This is a genomic window from Alphaproteobacteria bacterium (genome assembly GCA_016699735.1).
Taxonomy (GTDB): Bacteria; Pseudomonadota; Alphaproteobacteria; order Micavibrionales; family Micavibrionaceae; genus JAGNKE01.
Map to the genome: position 1 here is coordinate 2,227,464 of CP065008.1, position 19,088 is coordinate 2,246,551.

The 19,088-nt window shown below is 51.7% G+C and carries 25 protein-coding genes; 13 read left to right on the top strand and 12 right to left on the bottom strand.

Annotated features, from left to right (window positions below; genetic code table 11):
* The first annotated feature begins 26 nt into the window (after positions 1 to 26).
* Positions 27 to 1,070: a fatty acid desaturase gene (locus IPN28_11075; protein ID QQS58617.1), complete on the top strand. Its 1,044-nt coding sequence runs from the start codon at positions 27 to 29 to the stop codon at positions 1,068 to 1,070.
* A 3-nt stretch (positions 1,071 to 1,073) separates the two neighbouring features.
* Here IPN28_11075 and IPN28_11080 read toward each other — a convergent pair whose 3' ends face one another.
* Entirely contained in the window at positions 1,074 to 1,841 is a 768-nt protein-coding gene (locus tag IPN28_11080; protein QQS56792.1) for a competence/damage-inducible protein A, read from the bottom strand.
* Positions 1,842 to 1,942: 101 nt separating this feature from the next.
* Here IPN28_11080 and map point away from each other — a divergent pair, with 101 nt between their 5' ends.
* Positions 1,943 to 2,764 carry a type I methionyl aminopeptidase gene (gene map / locus IPN28_11085; GenBank protein QQS58618.1) on the top strand — a complete coding sequence of 274 codons (822 nt, stop codon included), beginning with the start codon at positions 1,943 to 1,945 and terminating at the stop codon, positions 2,762 to 2,764.
* A gap of 1 nt (position 2,765) precedes the next feature.
* On the opposite strand, the gene IPN28_11090 is transcribed toward map, so the two are convergent.
* Positions 2,766 to 2,921, bottom strand: coding sequence for a hypothetical protein (locus IPN28_11090; GenBank protein ID QQS56793.1), 156 nt, complete (start codon positions 2,919 to 2,921; stop codon positions 2,766 to 2,768).
* 165 nt (positions 2,922 to 3,086) lie between these two features.
* Here IPN28_11090 and radC point away from each other — a divergent pair, with 165 nt between their 5' ends.
* The 5 genes from radC to bfr are packed head-to-tail and all read left to right on the top strand — an operon-like array spanning position 3,087 to position 7,068.
* Positions 3,087 to 3,797 (top strand): DNA repair protein RadC, encoded by a 711-nt coding sequence (radC, locus tag IPN28_11095; GenBank protein QQS56794.1) that lies wholly within the window; start codon positions 3,087 to 3,089, stop codon positions 3,795 to 3,797.
* A gap of 55 nt (positions 3,798 to 3,852) precedes the next feature.
* Positions 3,853 to 4,623 carry a murein L,D-transpeptidase gene (locus IPN28_11100; protein ID QQS56795.1) on the top strand — a complete coding sequence of 257 codons (771 nt, stop codon included), beginning with the start codon at positions 3,853 to 3,855 and terminating at the stop codon, positions 4,621 to 4,623.
* A 30-nt stretch (positions 4,624 to 4,653) separates the two neighbouring features.
* On the top strand, positions 4,654 to 5,250 hold the full coding sequence (locus IPN28_11105) for a DUF1287 domain-containing protein (GenBank protein QQS56796.1): 597 nt from the start codon (positions 4,654 to 4,656) through the stop codon (positions 5,248 to 5,250).
* Positions 5,251 to 5,261: 11 nt separating this feature from the next.
* Complete coding sequence (locus tag IPN28_11110; protein QQS58619.1) at positions 5,262 to 6,560, top strand: adenylosuccinate lyase; 1,299 nt, start codon at positions 5,262 to 5,264, stop codon at positions 6,558 to 6,560.
* Positions 6,561 to 6,576: 16 nt separating this feature from the next.
* Entirely contained in the window at positions 6,577 to 7,068 is a 492-nt protein-coding gene (gene bfr / locus IPN28_11115; protein ID QQS56797.1) for a bacterioferritin, read from the top strand.
* A gap of 22 nt (positions 7,069 to 7,090) precedes the next feature.
* Here the strand turns inward: bfr and IPN28_11120 are convergent, their stop codons facing one another.
* Complete coding sequence (locus tag IPN28_11120) at positions 7,091 to 7,582, bottom strand: hypothetical protein (GenBank protein ID QQS56798.1); 492 nt, start codon at positions 7,580 to 7,582, stop codon at positions 7,091 to 7,093.
* Positions 7,583 to 8,115: 533 nt separating this feature from the next.
* Here IPN28_11120 and IPN28_11125 point away from each other — a divergent pair.
* The gene (locus IPN28_11125) at positions 8,116 to 8,676 is read left to right on the top strand and encodes a peptidylprolyl isomerase (protein ID QQS56799.1); all 561 of its coding nucleotides are present in this window, start codon (positions 8,116 to 8,118) and stop codon (positions 8,674 to 8,676) included.
* An 87-nt stretch (positions 8,677 to 8,763) separates the two neighbouring features.
* Here IPN28_11125 and IPN28_11130 read toward each other — a convergent pair whose 3' ends face one another.
* From IPN28_11130 to IPN28_11160, 7 genes are all read right to left on the bottom strand, one after another.
* Entirely contained in the window at positions 8,764 to 9,366 is a 603-nt protein-coding gene (locus tag IPN28_11130) for a hypothetical protein (protein QQS56800.1), read from the bottom strand.
* 300 nt (positions 9,367 to 9,666) lie between these two features.
* Complete coding sequence (locus tag IPN28_11135; protein ID QQS56801.1) at positions 9,667 to 10,299, bottom strand: hypothetical protein; 633 nt, start codon at positions 10,297 to 10,299, stop codon at positions 9,667 to 9,669.
* 283 nt (positions 10,300 to 10,582) lie between these two features.
* On the bottom strand, positions 10,583 to 11,290 hold the full coding sequence (locus IPN28_11140) for a hypothetical protein (protein ID QQS56802.1): 708 nt from the start codon (positions 11,288 to 11,290) through the stop codon (positions 10,583 to 10,585).
* A 149-nt stretch (positions 11,291 to 11,439) separates the two neighbouring features.
* Positions 11,440 to 11,739: a hypothetical protein gene (locus IPN28_11145; GenBank protein ID QQS56803.1), complete on the bottom strand. Its 300-nt coding sequence runs from the start codon at positions 11,737 to 11,739 to the stop codon at positions 11,440 to 11,442.
* 179 nt (positions 11,740 to 11,918) lie between these two features.
* Positions 11,919 to 12,566 carry a hypothetical protein gene (locus tag IPN28_11150; GenBank protein QQS56804.1) on the bottom strand — a complete coding sequence of 216 codons (648 nt, stop codon included), beginning with the start codon at positions 12,564 to 12,566 and terminating at the stop codon, positions 11,919 to 11,921.
* 101 nt (positions 12,567 to 12,667) lie between these two features.
* The gene (locus IPN28_11155) at positions 12,668 to 13,042 is read right to left on the bottom strand and encodes a hypothetical protein (protein QQS56805.1); all 375 of its coding nucleotides are present in this window, start codon (positions 13,040 to 13,042) and stop codon (positions 12,668 to 12,670) included.
* Between the two features lie 662 nt (positions 13,043 to 13,704).
* A complete protein-coding gene (locus IPN28_11160; GenBank protein QQS56806.1) occupies positions 13,705 to 14,736 on the bottom strand; it encodes a pentapeptide repeat-containing protein in 1,032 nt (343 codons plus the stop codon).
* Positions 14,737 to 15,028: 292 nt separating this feature from the next.
* Between IPN28_11160 and IPN28_11165 the strand changes: the two genes are divergently transcribed.
* Positions 15,029 to 15,595, top strand: a complete 567-nt coding sequence (locus IPN28_11165; protein QQS56807.1) for a hypothetical protein — start codon at positions 15,029 to 15,031, stop codon at positions 15,593 to 15,595.
* Positions 15,596 to 15,623: 28 nt separating this feature from the next.
* Positions 15,624 to 16,181, top strand: a complete 558-nt coding sequence (locus IPN28_11170) for a hypothetical protein (protein ID QQS56808.1) — start codon at positions 15,624 to 15,626, stop codon at positions 16,179 to 16,181.
* Between the two features lie 18 nt (positions 16,182 to 16,199).
* Here IPN28_11170 and IPN28_11175 read toward each other — a convergent pair whose 3' ends face one another.
* Both IPN28_11175 and IPN28_11180 read right to left on the bottom strand, forming a co-directional pair.
* Positions 16,200 to 16,682, bottom strand: coding sequence for a hypothetical protein (locus IPN28_11175; GenBank protein ID QQS56809.1), 483 nt, complete (start codon positions 16,680 to 16,682; stop codon positions 16,200 to 16,202).
* A 218-nt stretch (positions 16,683 to 16,900) separates the two neighbouring features.
* A complete protein-coding gene (locus tag IPN28_11180; GenBank protein QQS56810.1) occupies positions 16,901 to 17,122 on the bottom strand; it encodes a hypothetical protein in 222 nt (73 codons plus the stop codon).
* 129 nt (positions 17,123 to 17,251) lie between these two features.
* Here IPN28_11180 and IPN28_11185 point away from each other — a divergent pair, with 129 nt between their 5' ends.
* The 3 genes from IPN28_11185 (at position 17,252) to IPN28_11195 (ending at position 19,081) form a co-directional block, all read left to right on the top strand.
* Positions 17,252 to 17,527 (top strand): DUF1778 domain-containing protein, encoded by a 276-nt coding sequence (locus tag IPN28_11185; protein ID QQS56811.1) that lies wholly within the window; start codon positions 17,252 to 17,254, stop codon positions 17,525 to 17,527.
* A 4-nt stretch (positions 17,528 to 17,531) separates the two neighbouring features.
* Positions 17,532 to 18,041 (top strand): GNAT family N-acetyltransferase, encoded by a 510-nt coding sequence (locus IPN28_11190; GenBank protein ID QQS56812.1) that lies wholly within the window; start codon positions 17,532 to 17,534, stop codon positions 18,039 to 18,041.
* Positions 18,042 to 18,445: 404 nt separating this feature from the next.
* The gene (locus IPN28_11195; protein ID QQS56813.1) at positions 18,446 to 19,081 is read left to right on the top strand and encodes a restriction endonuclease; all 636 of its coding nucleotides are present in this window, start codon (positions 18,446 to 18,448) and stop codon (positions 19,079 to 19,081) included.
* The last annotated feature ends 7 nt before the right edge of the window (positions 19,082 to 19,088 follow it).

Here is a 19,088-nt window from a genome sequence, read left to right on the forward strand (position 1 = left end):
CTTAACGAAAGCGGCCAGCGTTTTTGATGATTACTGATGTTCACCCGGATGAAAGGCCGCAATCTTTTATCTTGGAAATAGAAAAGCACTGTAAAGGCTATTCAGGATCGAGCCTGTCGAAAAGCCTGTTCCAACTCTTCAGCACTTTAGCGCTCTTTTTCTCCGTTCTGACCTTCGCCTTCCTCTTGCTGCAAAAATCATGGATTTTGGCCGTCCCTTTCATCGTGATCGCTGCGGGCCTTCTCACACGGATATTCATTTTCCAGCACGATTGTGGACACGGCTCCTTCTTCACCTCAAAAAGCGCGAATAATTGGACCGGCAGAGCCTTAAGCCTCCTGACCTTCACCCCCTACGATTTCTGGCGCCGCGCTCACAATATGCACCACGCAACCTCCGGCGACCTCGACCGACGCAGTATCGGCGGCATCGACACGATAACGGTCAGGGAATACAAGGCCATGTCAAAAAAGATGCAGGCCGCCTACCGCATATACCGTAACCCTCTCATACTTGTTCTTCTGGGAACCCCGTTTTACATCATGATCGCCCAGCGCATCCCTTTTAACTTTCAGACCCATTTCTATGCAGATTACAAAACGCTCTCAAACGCCTCGATTTTTAAAAGCATCATGCTGACGAACGCAGCTTTGCTGGGCGTATACGCTTCAATCGGGATCGCTCTCGGATTCAACGCAGTCTTGGCAATTTATCTCCCGGTTCTGATCCTGACCTCATGGATCGGCGGCTGGCTCTTCTACGTTCAGCACCAGTTCGAGGATACTTACTGGCAAAAGCATGAAAACTGGTCATCAAGGGAATCGGCTCTTCACGGCAGCTCCTATTACGAGATGCCCAAAATTCTCCAGTGGTTCACGGGCAATATCGGGCTCCACCATATTCACCACCTCTGCGCCAAAATCCCGAACTATCGGCTGCAGGACTGTATGGACGCCCGCCCGGAGCTAAAACAGATCAACCGTATTACCCTTAAAGACAGCCTGAATTGCCTGCGTCTCAGACTTTGGGACGAAGAGTCCCAGCGCCTCATCGGCTTCGATAAGATTTGAACTCTAGGCACCCTTGCGCTGCGCCAGAACCAAATCAACCAACCCTTGCACCTGTGCCGCTGCTTCTTCGAGTTGATCCTGATGGATCGATCTTAATACGAGACTGACCCCGAAATTCCCGTCCTGAAAATGCGGATAGCTCCCGATCTCCACCTCCGGCCAGCGCCCTTGGATTTCCGCCAGCCCCTCCGCGATCCGGCTCTCCGGCAGATCGCACGTGATTGTTTCCGACAGCACCAGCGCCCCGCCCTTGAGATTCGCCAGAACATGATCGAGCATCGCCTGCATGATCCTCGGCACCCCCGCCATGACATAAACATTCCCGAGCGCAAATCCCGGCGCCCCGGAGACGGGATTGGGGATAAGCCGTGCCCCGGCGGGCACCAGAGCCATCTTCAGCCGCGCAGGGGTCAAATTCTGCTCCCCGTAATGCGCTTTCAGCATCTCGAAAGCCTCCAGATCCTGCGCCAGCGGCGCTTTGAAAGCCTTCGCCATACATTCGGCGGTGATATCGTCATGCGTCGGTCCGATTCCGCCCGTCGTAAAAACATAGTCACATTGGCCGCTCAGAGTCACAACCGCCTCAACCACCCGCCCCTCGATATCCGGCACGACCCGCACTTCCGAGAGCGTAATCCCCCGTTCCCCAAGCTTCACGGCGATCCAGTTGATATTCTTGTCCTGCGTCCGCCCCGAGAGGATTTCATTGCCGATCACAAGAAGCGCGGCGGTATATTTCGTTTTGCTGGTGTTTTCGCTCGCAGGATTCATAGGCTTGCATCTTTACAGTTTTTGCACCAAGTTATATTTATCATGGCAAAAGCGCGGAAAACAGCGAGTATTCCCGCACAGGCGGAAAAATGAAACAAGCAATGGAAAACACCTTCACGCCCGAGGGCATCGAACTCCACACGGAAAGGGATTTCGAGGGAATGCGCCGCGCCGGACGTCTGGCCGCAGAAGTGCTGGACATGATCACCGACCACGTAAAACCGGGAATTTCCACCGAGGAACTGGACACCCTCTGCCACGACCATATCATTTCGAACGGCGGCATACCCGCCCCCCTGAATTATCAGGGCGCCGGCCCCTACCCCTTCCCGAAATCCATCTGCACCTCGGTCAACCATGTCGTCTGTCACGGCATACCCGGCGACAAAAGACTTAAGGAAGGCGACATTATCAACATCGACGTCACCGTTATCTTGGATGGCTGGCACGGCGATACCTCGCGGATGTATCTGGTCGGCACCAAAATCCCCGTCAAGGCCCGCCGCCTGGTAGATATCACCTACGACGCCATGATGGCCGGAATCACGACGATCAAACCCGGCAACCGTCTTGGCGATATCGGCGCGGCGATTCAGTCGATGGTGGAGGCTCAGAGATTTTCCGTAGTGCGCGACTATTGCGGCCATGGCCTCGGCCGCGTCTTCCACGCGCCCCCTTCGGTCATGCATTACGGTCAGGCGGGAACCGGAACGATCCTGCGCCCTGGAATGATTTTCACCGTGGAACCCATGATCAACGCCGGAAACTGGCAGACGACGCTTCAGAAGGATGGCTGGACGGCGGTCACCAAGGATTTCTCCCTCTCCGCCCAATTCGAACACTCCATAGGTGTAACAGAAACAGGGTGCGAAATTTTCACCCTGTCCCCCCGCGGCTTCACGAAGCCGCCCTATAACAACTGACTTAGGAAACTTTGCGGACTTTGGCCGGGCTATTGCACGCACTGAGAACAAAACGCTCGTCCCAGTCGGCTTTCTCGCTCACCAGATACTGCTCCATCAGCAGCGATGCTGCGGATGCGAAAGCTTTAATCGACTCTTCTCTGTTTAATTCGGACATTTCCCTGACCCACACGTAAGAGGAACAAACAACCTATCACTATCGTATAGGTAAAAAATGAATAAAATCTTACGAAATCTGTTTGCATAAGGCCAACCCATCCCGCATAGTGCTTTTAAGGGATTATTGCCAAAAAAAGACAGTAAAACAGGACGTTAAGAACTCATGCAAAACGCCCTTAAAAGCGAGGAAAAAGACCCGGAACCTCATTATACCGGCCATCGACAGCGCCTGCGCGAACGTTTCCTGAAATCCGGCCCCGACGCCTTGGCGGACTATGAACTGCTCGAACTCCTGCTCTTCCAGGCCATACCGCGCCGCGACGTAAAACCCCTCGCCAAGAGCCTTTTACAGGCCTTCGGGTCGCTTCCGGCGCTCCTGAATGCCTCAATAGCCGATCTCGTTAAAATCAATGGAATCAGCGAGAACACGGCCATTTCCATCAAGACGGTGACCGCCCTCTCCCACCGGATGCTCAAACAGGATTTGACCGGAAAGCCGATCCTGAATTCCTGGTCGAAACTCCTCGATTACTGCCGCTCGACAATGGCCCACGAAATCCGCGAACATTTCAGGATTATTTTCCTAAACAAGAAAAACGAACTGCTGGCCGACGAAATCCAGCAGACCGGAACCGTCGACCATACCCCCGCCTACCCCCGGGAAATCATGAAACGCGCCCTGGAAATCGGCGCCACCGCCCTCATTCTGGTCCACAACCACCCCAGCGGCGACCCCAAGCCCTCGCAGGCAGATATTGACATGACGCGGGAAATCGTTCAGGCTGCAAAAACATTTAACATAACGGTGCATGATCATATCATCATCGCCCGTAAAGGCCATACCAGCCTCAAAAACGAAGGCTTGATGACCTGAAGAATACGATTCTTTTAGTTTTATTATTGTATTATTAATAGGGTAAGATCGGACCATGGGTCGCACGCTTTATACGCATTTCGGACTGCTGATGATGGCACTGCTTGCACTGACAGGCTGCCAGAGCACCAAGCGCAACTTCACCCCCCTCGAATACGTCCACTACAAAACCAAGCCGCAGCTTGAAATGCGCCTCGCCAAGCAGGACATGAAAATCGGCGACCCCGTCTATATCCGCGCCTTCAAATCCGAAATGCAGATGGAAGTCTGGCTGCAGGACGAGCAGACCGGCCAATACGACCTCTTCCGCACCTACCCGATCTGCCGCGCCTCCGGCAAACTCGGACCGAAACAGAAGGAAGGCGACTTGCAAGCACCCGAGGGCTTCTACGAAGTCACGGAAAAACAGCTCAACCCGAACAGCAAGTTTTTCCTCTCCTTCGATCTCGGTTACCCGAACGCCTACGACCGTTCATTGGGCCGCACCGGAAAGGCTCTGATGGTCCACGGCAACTGCGTCTCGAAGGGCTGCTTCGCCATGACCGACAACCACATCGGCGAGATTTACCTGCTCGTTGAGGAAAGCCTGAAAAAGAACGGCGGCTCAGTGCCGGTCCATATTTTCCCCTTCGAGATGACGGAGGAAAAAATGGCCATGCGCCTCTACTCCGAATGGTACCCCTTCTGGGTCAACATGAAGCAGGGCTATGATGCATTCGAAGTCGCGAAGATCCCCCCGGATGTCCGCGTGGAAAAAAAGCAGTACGCCTTCGCGACGGACGCCCTGCCCCCGATCGGCAAGAGCTTCGCCCTCGCGCAGAAATAAAACTCTGAGCATATGCAATTCAGGAAAAATATGCCCCTGCGCGCCCTTCTTGTTCTTTTTTTCCTCGTCGTCTCGGGCCTAGTTCACGCCGCCGCTGTCCCCGAATCCCTGTCGCAGGCCGCCCTGAAGCAAACCGAAACCGAAGTCACCTACGACGGACGCTATTTCAAAATCCCCTACCCCGGCGGCGATGTTCCCGCCCATCTCGGCGTCTGCACCGATGTCATCATCCGCGCCTACCGCGCCCTGAACATCGACCTGCAAAAGGAAGTCCATGAGGACATGAAGAGGAATTTCAGCCTCTACCCCAAACTCTGGGGTCTGAAATCGACCGACACCAACATCGACCACCGCCGCGTCCCGAACTTACAGGTTTTCTTCACCCGCCACGGCCAATCCCTGCCCGTAAGCCAAAACCCGGACGACTATAAAACCGGCGACCTCGTGACCTGGAACCTGAAGACCGTCGGCACCCTCCCCCATATCGGCATCGTGACGGACAAACGCTCCGCCGATACCCTCCGCCCCCTCATCGTCCATAATATCGGGGCTGGAACCGTGCTTGAAGATATGCTTTTCTCCTATACAATCACCGGGCACTACCGCTACGCCCCCGAAGGAGAGTGAGGCAAGAGAACATGATCCCCCGTTACACCCGCAAGGAAATGGCCGCAATCTTCGAGCCGGAAAACCGCTTCAGGATCTGGCTGGAAATCGAAACCCACGCCACTGACAAAATGGCGCAAATGGGCATCGTCCCCAAAAGCGCGGCCAGGGCGCTGCGCGAAAAGGGCAACTTCGATATCAAACGCATCGACGAGATCGAGGCCGAAGTCAAGCACGACGTCATCGCCTTCCTGACCTCCGTTGCCGAATTCGTCGGCCCCGAAAGCCGCTACGTTCATCAGGGCATGACCAGTTCCGACGTGGTCGATACCTGCTTCTCCAAGCAACTGACGCAGGCCGCCGATATCCTGCTCGATGATCTCGACAAGCTGCTCACCGCCTTGAAACGCCGGGCACAGGAACACAAACACACGCTCTGCATCGGCCGTTCCCACGGCATCCACGCCGAGCCGACCACCTTCGGCCTGAAACTCGCGGGCCACTACGCCGCCTTCAGCCGCGCAAAACAGCGCCTCGAAACCGCCCGCGAGGAAATCGCGATCTGCACCATCTCCGGCGCGGTCGGCACCTACGCCACCGTCTCCCCGGAGATCGAGGAATACGTCGCCAAAAAAATGGGCCTCAAACCCGAAACCGTGGCCACGCAGGTCATCCCCCGCGACCGCCACGCCATGTTCTTCGCCACGCTGGGCGTAATCGCCAGCTCCGTCGAAAACCTCGCCACCGAAATCCGCCACCTCCAGAGAACCGAAGTCAGAGAAGCGGAGGAATTTTTCTCACCGGGCCAGAAGGGCTCGTCGGCCATGCCGCACAAGCGCAACCCGATCCTCACCGAAAACCTGACGGGCCTCGCCCGCCTCGTGCGCTCGATGGTCGTTCCGGCGATGGAAAACGTCGCCCTCTGGCACGAACGCGATATCTCCCACTCGTCCGTGGAACGCAACATCGGCCCCGACGCCTGCGTGACCCTCGACTTCGCTCTCGCACGGCTGACAGGTGTAATCGACAAGCTTCTGGTCTACCCCGAAACCATGAAGGACAACCTGGAAAAAACCGGCGGCCTCGTCTTCTCCCAGCGCGTCCTTCTCGCCCTGACCCAATCGGGCATCAGCCGCGAAGACGCCTATCGCATCGTCCAGCGCAACGCCATGAAGGTCTGGGAAAGCCGCGGCAAACAAACCCTCCTCGCCCTGCTCGAAAAAGACAAGGACGTCACCGCAAAACTTGACAAAAAAGCCCTGAAGTCTATCTTCGACTACACTCATTACACCGCGCACGTGGATAAAATCCTCAAACGCGCTTTGACCTGAACAAACGGAGGAAGCTATGAAAGGCGATAAAAAAATTCTTGAACTGCTGAACGATGCCTTGAAAAAGGAACTGACGGCGGTCAACCAGTATTTCCTCCACGCCCGGATGCTCGACAACTGGGGCATCACCAAGCTCGGCAAGCATGAATACAAGGAGTCGATCGAGGAAATGCACCACGCCGATGCCCTGATCCAGCGCATCTTGTTTCTCGAAGGTCTGCCGAACCTTCAGGCGCTCGGCAAGCTTTTCATCGGCGAAAACGTCAAGGAAGTTCTGGAATGCGACCTCAAGCTTGAGATAGACGGCGTAAAAACCTACCGCGAAGCCGTCGCCTACGCCGAAAAAGCCCAGGATTTCGTCTCACGCGACCTGTTCGCCAAAATCCTGGCAGACGAGGAAGGCCACGTCGATTACCTCGAAACCCAGCTCGAAATGATTAAAAACATGGGTCTGCAGAACTACATCCAGCTCAACTCCGAAAGCCCGCTGGACGCAGAAAAAAACTAAACGCCAAAAACCCGAACAAAACTTAGTTTTGGGATACGATGAAATCTACGGCATAGTCGATATAGATTCTGCCTTGCGCGTTGATAGTATTATCTTCATTTAGAAGCAATATGGCAGGATATCCTTTCACGGGTTCAGCACCCAACTTACGCAAGACCAGATTGATATTTTGGCCCGTCTTCTTTTGAGCACGTAAAACCTTAAAGGGTAGAATCGGAAGAGTTTTGAGGTAACCCCTCAAAGCCAAGGGGTCAGTATCATCAGAAATTGAAATGATGCTATCGGGAACAGTATTTTCAAGATCCGAAAACTCAGCAAGCAATTTTCGTGACGCTTTTTTATCCTTGGACCTCCAAATAAGGACAACTCTTCTCGTCCCTTTGGTCTTCTCGATAACATCAAGGATTTTTGTTAAAGGAACATCATAAACTTTTGTATCCTCTGCCTGTACACCAAGCGAAAAGCTTGTAAATACAAGACAAACCAATAAGATAGCTATTTTTTTCAACATCAAGATATCCCCCTAGAAACATGATAACACAACAAAAACACAAAATTTATCAAAAAAACTGGAAAGTGAGAATGATTTTCATTACACTATGCCAGCAATCACTTAAAACAGACTCGAAAAAGACTATACAAATGTTCATCTGCCTGTGCCGTAACATTAAATGTTCAGAAGTTATACGTGAAGTTGAAAAAAGACCTTCTCTTTTTGAACCGGAAAAAACACATATTAGCTTGGAGTTTGCTGAGGAAATTCATATGAAATGCTCCGGTGGAGTCGGGTTGGGCTGCGGATTATGCTTGGACTCGGTCAAAGAACTGATCGACGAACATCTAAGCGCCTCATGTAAATCCGGTACCAAAATAAAGCAACGCGCCAGAGCTTGATTTTTCCTGCTTCTCCTGCAATAAAAAAATGATATGCTGGCCACATTACAAACCTGAACGGTATAGTCTTGACCGCAGCAACAGCCACAAAAAAGGAGTGCAGACATGAAAAAAACAGGTTGTTTCAAAATTTTCTCTCTAACGATCGGGAGCATGATATTAATGAGTAGTATAACGTCACAAACAGCCAAGGCCGCAGATTCTAAGGAAACACTGCAGCTTGAACTCTCCACAGGAGGGTCAGTAGTTATAGAGCTAATGCCCGACATAGCCCCCAAGCACGTGGAAAGAATCAAGGCACTTGCAACTGAGGGGTTTTACGACAATATCGTATTTCACAGGGTAATAAGCGGTTTTATGGCGCAGACTGGCGACCCGACAGGCACTGGCACAGGCGGTTCCAAATATGAGAATCTTCCGGCTGAATTCAGCAACTATACGTACAAGCGCGGAACGGTGGGTATGGCCCGTACAGCCAGCCCGGATAGCGCGAATTCCCAGTTCTTTATCTGCTTCAACGACACAGGCTGCACAAGCCTGACGGGGCAGTATACAGTTTGGGGGCAAGTCACCTCCGGCATGGAATATGTTGACGCCATTGCCCTCGGCGAACCTCCGGCCTCACCCGACAAGATTGTGAAAATGAGCGTAGGTTCTCCAACCGCGCCAGCAGAGGCTGCCCCCGCTTCAGGCAGCGAGAACCCGGCACATTAAGAAAAATTTACCTTTATAGAATAGATAACGGCGGATTATAGGTCCGCCGTTTCTATTATGACATCACAGGACAAAGGATAATTAAATTTAGTCGTCGTCCTCCAAAACAAGCCCAAGATGTTGGTCAAGAATGTTTTCGGGAGCTTCAATTTCCTTGGCTTTTTGACGGGTTTGCGTTTGAGATTTTAATTGAGCTTTAAGGGCAAGCTTCTCCGACTCACCTTTCTCAAGCTCCACGATCTGAGCAGATTCGATGAGTTTATTGAGATAATCGTTGAGCTTTTTCAAGTCGCTCAGCGGATCCGGTGTATCCAGCCTCAAAAGACCAAGACCGGACGAAAAAAACAAAATCAGCCAGGAGTTATTGAGTTTCATAAGATTGATAAGAGCCTGCACGCGCCGTCCCGTAAGATAATCTTTCATGGCCGTCTCGTCACGGGAACGTGCGATATAGGAATTATCCCACCCATGCTGTTCAGGCCTGTACTCCGACACAAAATTAAGCTCTTCCACAACCTGAACCATACCGCCGCTGGCAACAGCAAGCGCTCCGGGAAGAACGGTTTTAAGGGTGATCTCAATACTGGTAAGTCGTCGCGGATAACGCCCCCCGGCGGCATCATGCTCCGCAGTAAAAAGATAGACTTTATAGTCTTTGTAGAGGCCGCTGATCTCGGGTGAATCAAGCATACTATTGCTGCGATAGCGCAGCCCCTTGCTTTTGGCAAAGGCCTTCCAAACCTGCTTCTGTTTATACAGGACAAAAAGGGACCAGAACCAGAAAACAAGCAAAAAAACAGTAACCGCGATCCATATAACCAAATAATAATTCAAACCTGCCTCCGGCCGATCTTATAATTATGCAAACATTAACCAGCGCATCATATTACCCTGATCGCTCGTACAAGGCCACAAGCTCCTGATCAAAAAAGCAAAAAACAGGCGGAAACTTGTTCCGCCTGTCTAGGTACGCTAAGAGCTTACTGAAGTTTAATGATACCGGATTTCTCCGTCCTGAGGTGTGTTAAAGCTGAAATGGGTCATATTCTGCGCCGCGGCAAGCCGTGGGCTGGTGGCGGCTTCTTTTCCGCCTTTATCGGCCATCTGGCCGGCCAGGATGCTCATCTGCGTCAGAAGGTCTTCGGCATGGGAGACCAGAGCCTCCGTTTTGGCCGTGCTGATGAGGTCCGTGTCGGCGTGCTGGGCAATCTTGGATTTGATGATATCCTCGTGCGCGTCCAGCGTGTCGATCTTCTGTTCCAGCTTGTGGATCGCATCGCCGAAATACCCGGCCTGCTTGTCCACGATTTCCACTTTCCGCTCAAGCGTTTGCACGACGGTGCTGAACGCATTGGCCTGATCGCCCACATTGGCCACCTTGGCCTCGATCTGGTTGATCGCGTGCGTCACGCGTCCGGTTTCGGCGTCCACGACTTCCATTTTCTTCTCCAGCTTATGGATCGCATCGCTGAAAAATCCGGTTTGCTTGCGGACAACGTCAAAACCACAACGCAGTCTTTCAAATCCTGCGCCGAGCACTATGCTGGTTCCCACGGCGGCAACCGCCGAGAACACAGCCATCATGACCGCGATGGCCACGACTGTTTCTACTTCCAAAGACATGATTAACACCTTTCTCGTTAAAGTAAGTACAGGGAAAAAGCCGGGCGTGCGAAGAGTGTAAGCAAATTGGACTTGGCAAACTCGGCCCCTGAAGGGGGGTTCCGGGACGGGCGGTAAAGACCCGCTATATTTTTATGTTAAATAATATACGATACGTTGTCGAGGATTATCGTTTCGAAATTGCCTAAACTTTTAGCCATCCCGCGGAAAACTAAAAAGGCGAAGAAAATAATAAAGGGCGCCGAAAAAATCAGCGCCCTCAAAGATGAAACGCTGACAATCCTTACTGAGGATCGTCGAAATAAATCGCGTTCAGCTCCCGCTCACCCTGCGAAAGCGGCGTCAACACTTCGCGTTTGGGCGCCAGGATCGGCGGCTCGGCTTCAATCGGCGCGGAAGCGGCGGAACTCTGGACGGCGGCGCTTTCCAGCTCTTGCTCAATATCTGAGGAAGAAGGTGAAGGCGCATCGCTGGCGGTGATCGAAACGGCCTCAAAATCATCCCCGCCCTGCCCGTGCGCGGGCAGATCCTGCGGCGCGGCGGTGGCGATGATCGAAGGCGGCTGCTCACGGAAGGAGGACGGCGCGATCGGTTCGGCAGAACTGAAAGACTCCGGAGCCTCCTCGCCCGCGTGCGGTTCCGTATGCTGAAGCGCGGCGACCTCATGATTGGCCGATTCCGGTGCCTTTGCAGCTTCATGGCTTCTGGCTTCTGCGGCCTTCGCCTCCTGATGAGCCTTCTTCGGTTTTGGCGCATAGCCCTTGTCTTTCGATCCGCTCAACTGCTTCTCAAGATGGTCGGCGGAGGTCAGGTTAAGCTCCTTCTCCGGCAGCATCTTGGCCCGCACGTAAGCAATACCGCTTCCGGCGGTGCGCTCCAGCGTATAGGGCACCCGCCCCGAATATTCGACAGTCTCCCACCCGTCTCCGCAAGCGGACAGCGTAAGGGAACAGGCAACGGCAAACAGGGCACGGCGCTTGGAAAAAGCCATGGGCAACCTTCCTTTCTGAGAAAACCACAAAGACGCAGAAAAGTCTGAAAGCAGTAAGTTTTGGGATGCCCACACTCTAAAGTCCCGCCATGAAAAGATCAAGACGGCTGAATCAAAAAAAATTGCAAGGAGAATGTGCGGGAAAAATATTAAGGCTGAGCAGCCTCTTCGCCCGCCGCCGTCTCAATCGTCGCTGGCTCCTGCGGGGAAGAAGCGTCCGGCTCAGGCTCATCAGTAACGCGCAGAGTCTCATCGGGATCCGCCCGATCAACAAACGCCAGCCGCGTGATCGGCTCCCGCTCCGTCGCCTGCGCCAGATCCATGGTCTGTACGGCACTGGCCTCCTGCGCGGGATCAGGCTCCGGCGAGGTCGCGCACCCCGGCAAAAACCCCAGACAGGCAACGGCGACGACAAGACGTAACCGCGAAAACGGATAAAAAACGGACATAACCGTGACTCCTGGCAAAGACTTGGTAAAAACTGATACGCAGTGAACAGAAACGACCCTTCGGTCAAAAACAAACAGAAAAAGAGGATAAACCGGGTGAAGAAACAAGCAACCCCTACATGATATCAGAAAACGAGAAAAACTTCACGTAGGGACTGAAAAAAGAATACAGACAGGCTTCAGAGCGGTGACAGGAAATTCCGGCGCATGGCCCGCAATTCCTGCCACACCGTGTCCTCCTGCCGGAGGAAAAGCTCGTTATAGGCTGACCCGGCAATCCCCTGCCAGGCGGAAGGATAACGGCACGCTTGTTCGCTCGACCGCTGATGCTGGAGCCTCAAGGTATACTCAAGCTTAACCGCGTCGATAGCGCCTCCCCCCATATTCAGCCCGTCGACATCGACCCCCAGCCGACTCCGGTCCCACTCATAGGCAATGACCTCGCCCCGGTCGAACCGATCACCCAGCGAACAGGTTTTTACAGGTTTGGACTCTTCGAAACGCGGAACAGCCGCCCCCGGCACATCCAGCCCCTGCAGCGCTACGGCCTGCAGCGCCGGCGCTCCCTCGTAACCAGAATATACAGCCAAATCATAGACTTGCGGCTGTTCGACAAAGTAAGTGGCCGGAGAAACAACCCCGCGCTCCTCGTAACTGGAATAGCTCACAACGGGGGGCGGAGCGACCAGCGGCGCACTGGCTTTGCTCGTAACGCACCCGGTCAGAAAAGGAAAAACAAGGATGACCAAAAGCGGTCCGGCGTTCTGGATCTCTCTAACGCCTCGATGAAAAACACGGAACCCATGCCTCATCCACAACGGCTTCATAAGAGTATTCTAACATAAACCTGAGGCTTTCTGCGAGTTTTCCCTGAAATATTCGTTGCTGCAGCGCATAAATCAAGTCTCTCTACAAACAAATCAGGACATCAATCGTAAAACAAAAAAACCACGGCCATAATCGGAATCCCCAAAATTGCTACAACGAAAGCCCACATAAAATAAGGATTCGAAAAAAAACCCATATCTTGCGGCAAAATACCGAAAAGAACAAAAATGACCTTGTAGATATGACTGGAAAGTAACGTGAGAAGAAAAAAAACACCTACATTCGCGGCCAAAAGCTTACCGCGCACATCCTTCCAGAAAGCCGTCATAATATAGACTGTCCCAAAGGCAAGAGCGCCAGGCCCAACCAGCTTTATGCTGTCATAATGCCCTGCGAGAATAAAACAAGTAGTGCCAATAATCGTGCAAGCAGCAATAAAATACCACCGCAAGGCTTTCAAAAAGGCTTCTGACATAAGAATTCCTCAAGTAACTTCAATGCTCACTACTCTACATTCAGCACACCGAAACCGCCAGAAGTAAAATAAAAAAAGCGGCCAGAAAGACCGCTTTTTTAAAGTAAAAGAAGCAAAAACTACTTCTTTTTCTTTGCGGTTTTCTTAGCCGTTTTGGCTTTCGCTGCCGCTTTTTTTGCAGGTTTCTTTGCAGGTTTCTTTGCAGTTTTTTTAGCTGGTTTTTTTGCAGCCATGTTGGTCTCTCCCTTGGGATTGCAGTGTTAGAAAAGTTAGTAAGAATGTGCGAACGCACTTCGTGTATACTACTGCAAAACATCCAAATAAAAAACATTAAAAATGGCCTGTGGGATTTTTTTTACTGCACTTGTCCACAGATAAAAGACAAAAAAACGCGAAAAAACGCCAAAATAGGGTGCGTTGTAAAAACTGAAAGTTAGATTTGTACATCAAGCCAAACAATTCCATGCGACTCAGAAAAATCCCTCCGAGTGAATCGAAGCGGTTTCTGAGAGATGCTTAATAAAACTCAGCATAGTCTTCACTCAAGCTTGATCAGACCGCAAAAAGAACTACATGGACAACAAACCAACCCTAAAGCTGTCTGCTCGAGAAGAAGCGCCAAAAATTATGAGAGTAGCCCATCAGCCCTATAAACAAGAACCTCACAAGACGCTGAGAACAACGGCTTTAAGCGAAAACAGAAGCAGCGCAAACCCTGCCAAGACAAGCAGGAAACTGGCAAGAGCATAGGCCCGCCCCTGCAACGTTTTGGCAAGATAGACAGGCCGCGGATTCTTAGCGAGGTAAACCCACTGCGCGATCGAAAACTCCTTGACCTCCTCGGGGCAGCGCAAAGAAAAAAGATACGCTCCTGTAAAAAGAAAAGAGAAGGCGATCATAAGCAGATGAACGATAACAGGAGTAATCCCGGCGGCAGAAAACTGAATGGCAGCCTGAGGATCGGCGGACGTCGCCTTGACCGCGGACAAAAGAAGGAAACACCCAGCAAGACCAAATATGGAGACAGGCATGAGCCGGAGTGAACCTATCCAGCGCAGGTTTTTCCAGTTCAGGCCACCGGGAACGATCATGCTCTCGGACTGATCGAGCGTGACCGGATGATCGGAAAAATGCGCCAGGTCAAATTTCGTTTTTTCGTCGATACGCGCTCTCTCCCAAGACGTCCCTCCCAAACGGGCACTGGCGAAATTGACACCGGAAAGATCTGTATCGGTAAGAATACTGCCGCTAAAATCCGCACCGATAAGCTTTGCCCCGCTAAGGTCAACTCCGCCGAGGCTGCAGCGGCGAAACACGGTCTCGCCATTCCCCTTGGCACTGCGAAGGCTGCTCCTTTCGTCGAACGAGACGGAATCGAATTCCGCGCCAGCAATATTCGAGCCGCTCAGATCGGCACCTGCAAAGCGGGTGCCGCTGAAACGTGAACCGAAAAGATAAGCATCCGAAAGCTTGGCGCCAGACAAAAGCGTAGGAAAACCGTTATCTGCACTACTGAAATCCACGCGGGAAAGATCAAAGCAGCTAAGATCCATATAACTGAGGTCGGCAGACCGCAAGTCGATACGCCCATCAACGAGACGGGCTGCTGCGCCGTTCTTAAAGGCGGACGCCCGATAGGCCTCCCATGCGCTCTTTCCTGATTTCAAGGCATCGAAGGCTTCGGAACTCGGCATGGCACTCCCCCACTCTACACAGCAGGACGACAAAGGGATCCGCCGCCCGTTATTTGATACATATATAATGAATACAAACAGCCTACCGCAGTAAATGGAACACTGCCAGTAATTTTTTTCTGGCAAATCAGAAAAAAGCGAGACCGATGGTCAAAAGAAAAAGCCCGCGATAACCACCTGAAGGCGGTTAAAATGATAAAGAGTAGGAGCTACTAAAAGCCGCAAATGGCTCTTTTTCATAGAAATCAGTTGATGGGAGGGGTATGCTGACCCCAGTTACGGGAGTATCACTATGAAATTCATCCTACATTTTACCGCACTCTCTCTTCTGCTTGCCTGCATATCGCGACCGTCTTGGGCAGAAGAAAGCAAGGGCGGGACTAAGATAATGCCCAAGATAGAAGTAAGACTTTCGGCCGAGATGGAGAAAAAGGAAAAAGTCTTTGCGGATTTGCGTCAAGAACTCACGCAAGAGCAAGACGCCCTGATAACGGAGATGGAGCAGACCTTTATGTCTACTGTAGAGCCGGAACTGAAAACCTTACAACTGGCTAATGACATAGCGGCGTGCGATCTCTCTGCAAATGAGAAGGAGATAGCCGGAGCCAAACTGACGGCGTTTAAGAAGCAGAATGAAAACGTCCAGGATAAAATGTGGGATATGTTTGATAGACAATACTACAAGAGGGTTGATTTTATCGATCACAACATTCTCAAACAGCACCTCGCTTTAAAATTAAAAATCGCATCGACGACGGCAGCGCAGCTAATTCGACTGCAAGCGGCTCAGACGAAAAGATCAGAACAATGCGAGAAAGGTATGAATCTATTGGACACTATAAATGTAGGGCAGGAATAAAATGGTGCACATAAGAACAATACCCCTCTTGATCACGACGCTGACTTTTCTAGTCCTATCTGTGAGTTTTTCCTGCGCACAGGATGCTTTGCCGAACACAGGACCAGAACCTGTTGTAGAGGATAATCCGCAACTGTTGACGGACGAAATGCAGTCATCGGAGGCCGAATACAGAAAACTGCGTGACTCCCTCACTGACAAGCAAAAAAAACTTCTTGAAACAATGGAAGAGGCCTATCTTGAGGCTCTGGCGCCGGAAATGGAGATCGCTCGCCTGGGGCTCCAATTAAAATCATGCAAATTCTCAAAGGACGAAAAATCTGAGGCAGCCAGTATCTTCGCTGCCTACAAGCTTCAAAAAGAAAATGAGCATCAAACGATGGTCTCAGAGGTGGCAAAGAAATATAAAAAGAAAATTAATTTTTTGGACCCAGAAATACTAAGCACGCACATTGCAACATTGCTCTTTTTCGGCAAACGCGTTTCGATTGATACGCTGAAAGAAGAAATCGCTATGCTAAAAAAGCAGAATTCAGAATCCGTCTGCGGAGCAGGAAAAGACACGCTCCGTTCATTTTCCCAATAGATTTGGAAAAGTGTAACTTTACTGCCTGTGCGCTTCCGCGAGATACCCATCAATTTTGGAAGCCTGATCCGGCTTGGCGACCTTGAGGATGTCCGCAATAACATCATCGGCGCCGGAAGAATAGGAATAAGAGGTCATCGCGCCTTGAGCTTCGGCAGGAATGCCCGGCCGCAAGGGAGGAACATTCTCTTTCGCCAGACCGTATTCCCCCAAGGTTCGCAAAAATCGATAATTGGCTGAATCACTTCTGCCCGCAGGAATTTTGGCATCAGGGAATCTCAAGGCATTAGCGATCACTGAAAACTCGCGGTGTTCCAGCATTTTGGCCAATGTGACCAGTTTTCGGACCTGCTCGTCGCTAAGCTGGTAAGCAGCATTTGTTCCGCCCGCACCACCCTCCGCCGATGGATCAAAGGTCTCCTGAGCCGCCGCTGGAAAAAATCCCCCCGGAATAATAGCACAGCAAAAAAACAGCCCCAAAAAGAAGCAGCGCAGGTTCATTTATCCCCCCAAAAAAGAAAAAGCAAAGCAAACTATAACATAAAACCGTCACAGGACTAAGTCCCCGCACCTCCGGTTTTTTCCGCCAACCGGCCAGTTGTACGAAAGAGCGCCTCAGGAATTACAAGGACTTACGCGCCCCGCCCCAGCCCTTTCTTAGTCCACTCGCCGCCACCGGACTTAGTTCCCTTAGTCCGCACCGGCCAAAAAATAACGGCTCAGGCCTCCCCCTGCTTCACACTGCGCGTGAACACCCTCGCCCGCCGCACCTTCGCGATCCGGTCGGGATGCGCGGCGTAATAACCGACAACCTCCCCCCGCCGCTTGACGATCACGCCCTTATACTCCCCCTCCTCCAGCAACCGCATATATTGGGAGAGATGCGTCTTGAAATCATGAACGGTCGTAAAGATGAGATCGTTTTTATAGGTGGCGGGCATGAAGGGATTATAGGAATATAATCACACATAGTCAAGCTTTTTCGCTTCCCCCCGACAATAAAACAGTGACGAAAGCACGCAAAATGTATTACATTGTAATACAGAATGACACGCAAGGAGACGCATAACATGGCCAGACTCGAAAACAGGGACGACACGATGCAGTTCAGGCTCTCCGCCCATGAAAAGCGGATCATCCGCAAGGCCGCGAGCAGCAAACACCAGCCGGAATCCAGCTACGCCCGCGAAAGCGTCCTGAAACAGGCGCAGATGGATCTGGCCGATAAGACGGATTACGAAATTCCGGCCAAGGACATGAAAAACTTTCTCGCCGCCCTCGACAAACCCGCAATCAGCAAGACAAAGCTGAAAGCCCTCCTCGCGGATAAAACGATTCTGGACTGACGAAGTGACGGAAAAACTGGCCGTTGGCCCGCTCCTGAAATCCTCAAAACTCGACGCCTTCAATTCGGGGAAACCCGTCCTCGACGACTGGCTGAAAAAATACGCGTGGCAAAATCAGGCGGGCGACACCGCCAAAACCTATATCGTGGAGAAGGACGGGCGCGTGGTGGGGTATTACTCTCTGGCCGCCGCCAGTATCAAAGTGGAGGAATCGACGGCCCGCATCGCCAGGGGCCAACCGCCACACCGCCCCGTTCCGGTCATCAAGCTCGCCCGTCTCGCCGTGGATGAGCGGATGCAAGGGCAAGGGCTGGGAAAGGCGCTGTTGAAAGACGCCCTGCTCCGGTGCATCGCCGCCGCCGATGAAATCGCGGCCCGCGCCGTGGTGGTGGACGCGCTGGACGATGACGTGCGGAAATTCTATTTGAAATACGGCTTCGAATCCGGCCCGGACAAGGAAAACACGCTCATGATCCTGATGAAGGACTTAAGAAAGGCGTATGAGGAGTCGTAAGCGCCGCACCGTTCGCCCTCCTTGTCACCCCCTCGAAAGCGGGGGTCCAGAAAAAAAGAAAACACAGAGACTTTTGCCTGTTGGCATCGAAGCAGCAACGGGCACAGACCCCTTTGCGCCTAAGCGATTCGACAAGCCAGAACCTCAGTAGCCGCCTTTGAATCGCAAAGACGCGAAGCGTTCCGAGCATAAGGCAACAGCGTCTCTAAAGTTCGTGTCCACAAAAAAATGGATTCCGGCCTTCGCCGGAATGACGGTGGCAAGATAAGGCATAACCATACGCAGGGTTTAGACACTGTGGAAAAGGGCGAGACATTTTCCCAAAATATAGCTTTCATGCATAAGAATCGCTCTATACTAAAAAAGTTCTTTATTTGTTCTCAATATTCAACGATGATCCTTTCATGAAAAAACTGAAAGAATTGGAGAATTTATATGACGTTCTCGATTACCGGAACGCCTTGGCCGTTCTGCAGGCAACCAACGCGCCGGACTTTTCCGAACTGATTGAAGCCTTTCTCGCCTTCAGGCTGAGTTTGGAGGATATCCAGAAAAGCGGCGGAAACGAATCCAACATACCGAAGAAGTTCTCCGCCCTTCTCTCTAAGAAGGGATGCAGAGAAACAAGCATTTCTGGTGATCTTCTGGTGAAATTGAAATCCAAGAGATCGTCAGGAAAAGGGTATGAGCAACAAGAAGTACTGATTGAAAACTTCTTGGATGGCCATAAGATCGATTTTATAAAGGGGCGTATTGCCTTCGATCTTGAATGGAACAGCAAGGATCAGACATTCGACAGAGATCTGTACGCCTTCGCAGCCTTCTATCAGGCCAATATCATCGACGCCGCCGTTCTGGTCACCAGAAGTGAAAGTATGAATGAGATTTTTAAATCGCTGGGCATAATGGGTAAATACGGAGCAAGCACGACATGGATGGGAAAGTTGGAATACAGGATTAATGCCAATCGCAGCGGGGGCTGCCCGGTTCTGGCCTTGGGAATAACGCCAAAGCTTATCAAAGACTGGCCAAATAAATAACATAAGG